Genomic DNA, 208 nt, shown 5'->3' with positions numbered 1-208 from the left:
ATGCCAAAGCGCAAGAATTTGTCCGCCAAATTTATAAAAATACCAAAGTGCTGGATTCTGGCGCACGCGGCGCAACAACAACTTTTGCAGAACGCGGTATTGGTGATGTATTGCTGGCTTGGGAAAATGAAGCGCATCTTGCGCTGCGCGAACAGCCGGGCAAGTTTGAAATTGTGACACCGTCACTGTCAATTTTAGCTGAGCCGCC

Annotated in this window: 1 pseudogene; it reads left to right on the top strand. The window is 49.0% G+C overall.

Annotated elements, in window-relative coordinates:
• Window positions 1–208, top strand: a pseudogene (locus D7V32_RS17135) (substrate-binding domain-containing protein); the annotation flags it as partial.

Source organism: Acinetobacter tianfuensis (assembly GCF_003611465.1).
GTDB lineage: Bacteria > Pseudomonadota > Gammaproteobacteria > Pseudomonadales > Moraxellaceae > Acinetobacter > Acinetobacter tianfuensis.
This window is presented reverse-complemented; position numbering and strand designations above follow the sequence as displayed.